The following is a 4,839-nucleotide window of genomic DNA, read 5'->3' on the forward strand; positions in this document are numbered from 1 at the left end:
GCTCGGCGGCGCGCAGGGCAACGCCAGCGCCATCGGCAAGGTGATCGGCCCGTCGTTCAAGGCCGAGGAAATGCCCGACGTGGTGTCGCGCATCATCGACACCTTCGTGGCCAGCCGCCACGAGGACGAACGCTTCATCGACGTGCTGGGCCGCGTCGGCATCGCGCCGTTCAAGGAACGCGTCTATGCGGACAAGCAGCGCGAACGCGCCGAAGCCTGAGCACCGGAGAAACACGACATGGCAAAGATCATTCAACTGCAACGCGGCGCGCAAGGCACCAACCCCGTGCCGGTCATCCTCGACGATGCCTGGACCGTGCTGCGCGGCGCCGAAGGCCAGCCGCTGACCGACGAGCAGATCGCCGCCGCGGCGCAGGGCAAGGACCACGTGCTGTTCCCGCTCGCCGCGTGGCTCGCGCACAAGGACGGCGTGCTGGCCGGCCGCGCGGCCGACATCACCGGCGTGTGGCTGGCGCCCGAGGACGAGCCCGCCGACGCGCAGGCCGCGTTCGCCAGCGTGTCCGTGGTGGCGGTGGACTTCCCGGTGTTCCGCGACGGCCGCGGCTTCTCCACCGCCTACCTGCTGCGCACGCGCTACCACTGGGCCGGGCAGCTGCGCGCCATCGGCGACGTGCTGCGCGACCAGCTCAATTTCATGAAGCGCTGCGGCTTCGACACCTTCGCCGTGCGCGCCGACAAGAACATCGAGGACGCCATCAAGGGTTTCACGGAATTCACCGTGGCCTATCAGGCGTCGGTGGACGAGCCGCTGCCGCTGTTCCGCCGCAACCGCGCCGAAGCGCTGGGCAGGGAAACGGCATGAACGGGATCTCCATCGTGGAGGTGCCGGTGAGCGTGCTGTCGCCGCGCGCCGATGCGCCCGAGGCCGAGGCTTCGCTGTCGTCGCTGCGCCCGCCCGTGCTGTGGACGGCGCCCGAATACACCGGCAGCATCGCCGACCTCGAAGCCAAGGAGCGCGAGCTGGGCCAGCGCCTGGCCGGCATCGCCGGGCGCTTCTTCCGCGCGCGCTTCGCCTCCAGCCTGGCCGCCGAGGACATGGTCGTGACCGACGCCATCCTGCGCGGCGGCGAAGCCGTGCGCGCCGGCATCCGCGTGTTCACGCTGCAGACCGGCCGCCTGCACGCCGAGACGCTGGCCGTGCTGGACGCGGTCAAGGCGCACTACGGCTACGACATCGAGCAGTTCACGCCGGACGCCGAGGCCATCGAGAACTACCTGAAGAAGAACGGCCTGAACGCCATCTACGACAGCGTGGACCTGCGCAAGAGCTGCTGCGGCATCCGCAAGGTGGAGCCGCTGAACCGCGCGCTGTCGCACGCCGACGCCTGGCTCACCGGCCAGCGCCGCGAGCAGGCGGTCACGCGCGCCGAGCTGCCGCTCGAGGAAATCGACGAGGCGCGCGGCATCCCCAAGTTCAACCCGCTGGCCGACTGGACCGAGGCCGAGGTGTGGGCCTACCTGAAGCGCCACGGCGTGCCGGTCAACGCGCTGCATGCCAAGGGCTATCCCAGCATCGGCTGCGAGCCGTGTACGCGCGCGGTGCGCGCCGGCGAGGATGTGCGCGCCGGGCGGTGGTGGTGGGAAAGCCGCGACTCGAAAGAGTGCGGGCTACACGAACAGAACATCAAGCATTGAGGCCGAGAACGACATGGGCATCATGAACGAACTGAAGGGCGCGCCGGACGTGGCGCACCTGCTGCAGGTACAGAACGACCATCTCGACAAGCTCGAGGCGGAATCCATCTACATCATCCGCGAGGTGGTGGCGGAGTGCCGCAACCCGGCCCTGCTGTTCTCGGGCGGCAAGGATTCCATCGTCATGCTGCACCTGGCGCTCAAGGCCTTCCGCCTCGGCGAGCGCAAGACCGAGCTGCCGTTCCCGCTGGTGCACATCGACACCGGCCACAACTATCCGGAAGTGATCGCCTTCCGCGACCAGCGCGTGGCCGAGCTCGGCGCGCGCCTGGTGGTGGGCCACGTGGAAGACTCGATCAAGCGCGGCACCGTGCGCCTGCGCAAGGAAACCGACTCGCGCAACGCGGCCCAGGCCGTGACGCTGCTGGAAACCATCGAGGCGCACAAGTACGACGCGCTGATGGGCGGCGCCCGCCGCGACGAGGAAAAGGCGCGCGCCAAGGAACGCATCTTCTCGTTCCGCGACGAGTTCGGCCAGTGGGACCCCAAGGCCCAGCGCCCCGAGTTGTGGAGCCTGTACAACGCCCGCATGGCGCCCGGCGAGCAGATGCGTGTGTTCCCGATCTCCAACTGGACCGAGCTGGACGTGTGGCAGTACATCGCCCGCGAGGAGCTGGCGCTGCCGCCGATCTACTACGCGCACGAGCGCGAAGTGGTGCGCAAGAACGGCTTGCTGGTGCCGGTCACGCCGATCACGCCCAAGCAGGACGGCGACGTGAGCGAAGTGCTGTCGGTGCGTTTCCGCACCGTGGGCGACATCAGCTGCACCTGCCCGGTGGCCAGCGTGGCGGCCTCGCCGATCGAGATCATCGCCGAGACGGCCGTGACCGAGATCACCGAGCGCGGCGCCACGCGCATGGACGACCAGACCAGCGAAGCGTCGATGGAACGCCGCAAGAAAGAAGGCTACTTCTGACACCGGACGCATACGCGGGCACATCGCGCCGTTGCGCGGGTGCCCGTGCACCGATGCACACGTCGCCCCCGCGCGCCTGACGCCGCCTCCCGCATCTGCGCCGGAGCGAGCGCCCCGGGGGAAACAAAGGATCTGAACATGAGCACCCAAGCATCACACCAAGGCCTGCTGCGCTTCATCACCGCCGGCTCGGTCGACGACGGCAAGAGCACGCTGATCGGCCGCCTGCTGTACGACAGCAAGGCCGTATTGTCGGACCAGCTGACCGCGCTGACCAATGCCAAGAACAAGCGCACCGCCGGCGAGCAGATCGATTTCTCGCTGCTGACCGACGGCCTCGAGGCCGAGCGCGAGCAGGGCATCACCATCGACGTGGCCTACCGCTACTTCTCCACCGCGCGCCGCAAGTTCATCATCGCGGACACGCCGGGGCACGAGCAGTACACCCGCAACATGGTGACGGGCGCGTCCACCGCGCATGCCGCCATCGTGCTGGTCGACGCCACCCGCGTGAGCGTGAACGACGGCCGCGCCGAGCTGCTGGCCCAGACCAAGCGCCATTCGGCCATCCTCAAGCTGCTGGAGATCCAGCACGTGATCGTGGCCATCAACAAGATGGACCTGATCGAGTACAGCGAGGAGCGCTTCGACCAGATCCGCAACGCCTACACCGAGCTGGCCGGCCAGCTCGGCCTCAAGGACGTGCGCTACGTGCCGGTCTCGGCGCTGCGCGGCGACAACATCGTGCATGCCAGCCAGGCCATGCCGTGGTACGCCGGCGAGCCGCTGCTGCCGCTGCTCGAAGCGCTGCCGGTGGAAGAGCCCGCGCCCGAGGGCGACGCCGCGCTGCGTTTCCCGGTGCAGCTGGTGATCCGCCAGGACGGCGCCCAGGCCGACGATTTCCGCGGCTACGCCGGCCGCGTCGAGGCCGGTACCGTGCGCGTGGGCCAGAAGCTGCGCGTGCTGCCTGCCAACCGCGACGCGGTGGTGGCCGAGGTGCTCACGCCCAACGGCGTGGCGGAAGCGGCCAGCGTGGGCGAGACCGTCACGGTGCGCCTGTCCGAGGACGTGGATGTATCACGCGGTGACATGTTCGTCGCCGCCGGCGCGGACAGCGTCTCGGCCAAGAAGCTGACCGCCGACCTGTGCTGGTTCGACGACGAATCGCTCAACCCGGCGCGCAAGTACGTGCTCAAGCACACCACGGCCACCGTGTTCGCGCGCGTGGCGTCGGTGGACCGCGTGCTGGACGTGCACACGCTGTCGCACGAGACCGGCCGCCGCGACATCCGCCTCAACGACATCGGCTCGGTGCAGCTCTCGCTGCAGAAGCCCATCGTGTGCGATGCCTACGGCGACAACCCGGCCACCGGCGCGTTCGTGCTGATCGACGAAGCCACCAACCATACGGTGGCGGCGGGCATGATCCGTGCATTCGCCTGAGCGGGTATCGGACAAGCAGGCGAAGGTCAAGGAGCAAGTCATGGGCAAGGTCTATCTGATCGGCGCGGGTCCCGGCGCCGCGGACCTCATTACGGTGCGCGGTGCACGGCTTTTGGGCGAAGCCCAGGTGGTGCTGCACGACGCGCTGGTGTCGCCCGAGATGTTGGCGTGGTGCCCGCAGGCGCAACTGGTGGAAGTCGGCAAGCGCTGCGGCCAGCGCTCCACCGCGCAGTTGTTCATCAACCGCCAGATCGTCGACATGGCCAGCAAGCATGAGCGCGTGGTCCGCCTCAAGGGCGGCGACCCGATGCTGTTCGGCCGCGCCGACGAGGAACTGCAGGCGCTGGAGGCAGCCGGCATCGAGTACGAGATCGTGCCCGGCATCACCGCCGCGCTGGCGGCCGCGTCCGCCATCCGCAAGCCGCTGACCAAGCGCGGCGTGGCGCGCAGCGTCGCCTTCGCCACGCAGAGCAAGGCCGCCGACACCATCGACGTGGAAGCCGACGTGAAGGCCGATACGCTGGTGTACTACATGGGGCGCGACCAGGCGGCGGCCATCGCCGCGCAGCTCATTGCCCACGGCAAGCCGGCCTCCACCCCCGCGTGGGTGGTCGAGGCGGCCACCTCGCCGCGCCAGCGCAGCCGGGAGTTCACGCTGCGGCAGATGGCGGCGGGCGAGGCGGCAGCGTGGATTGATCCGGCGCAGCCTAGTTTGTTGATGATCGGGGAGGCGTTGGGGAGGAGGGGGACAGAGGGGTTGCGGG

At 69.0% G+C, this 4,839-nt stretch carries 5 protein-coding genes and 1 pseudogene; all 6 read left to right on the plus strand.

What is annotated here, in order from left to right:
* Positions 1 to 220, plus strand: a pseudogene (locus K206_RS39885) (nitrite/sulfite reductase); the annotation flags it as partial.
* 18 nt (positions 221 to 238) lie between these two features.
* A complete protein-coding gene (locus K206_RS0131885; protein WP_020206373.1) occupies positions 239 to 823 on the plus strand; it encodes a DUF934 domain-containing protein in 585 nt (194 codons plus the stop codon).
* Positions 820 to 1,656, plus strand: coding sequence for a phosphoadenylyl-sulfate reductase (locus tag K206_RS0131890; protein WP_020206374.1), 837 nt, complete (start codon positions 820 to 822; stop codon positions 1,654 to 1,656). The genes K206_RS0131885 and K206_RS0131890 overlap by 4 nt, the downstream gene beginning before the upstream one ends.
* Positions 1,657 to 1,669: 13 nt before the next feature.
* Entirely contained in the window at positions 1,670 to 2,632 is a 963-nt protein-coding gene (cysD, locus tag K206_RS0131895) for a sulfate adenylyltransferase subunit CysD (protein ID WP_020206375.1), read from the plus strand.
* A gap of 138 nt (positions 2,633 to 2,770) precedes the next feature.
* Positions 2,771 to 4,075 carry a sulfate adenylyltransferase subunit 1 gene (locus K206_RS0131900; RefSeq protein ID WP_020206376.1) on the plus strand — a complete coding sequence of 435 codons (1,305 nt, stop codon included), beginning with the start codon at positions 2,771 to 2,773 and terminating at the stop codon, positions 4,073 to 4,075.
* A 40-nt stretch (positions 4,076 to 4,115) separates the two neighbouring features.
* Positions 4,116 to 4,839: uroporphyrinogen-III C-methyltransferase (cobA, locus tag K206_RS0131905; RefSeq protein WP_020206377.1), on the plus strand; the 724-nt coding region annotated here is incomplete at its 3' end.

Source organism: Cupriavidus sp. WS, from assembly GCF_000395345.1.
Lineage (GTDB): Bacteria > Pseudomonadota > Gammaproteobacteria > Burkholderiales > Burkholderiaceae > Cupriavidus > Cupriavidus basilensis_B.

Coding starts and splice junctions, on each gene's coding strand:
- cysD (WP_020206375.1), top strand. CDS start 1,670: ATGGGCATCATGAACGAACTGAAGGGCGCGCCGGACGTGGCGCACCTG.
- K206_RS0131900 (WP_020206376.1), top strand. CDS start 2,771: ATGAGCACCCAAGCATCACACCAAGGCCTGCTGCGCTTCATCACCGCC.
- K206_RS0131890 (WP_020206374.1), top strand. CDS start 820: ATGAACGGGATCTCCATCGTGGAGGTGCCGGTGAGCGTGCTGTCGCCG.
- K206_RS0131885 (WP_020206373.1), top strand. CDS start 239: ATGGCAAAGATCATTCAACTGCAACGCGGCGCGCAAGGCACCAACCCC.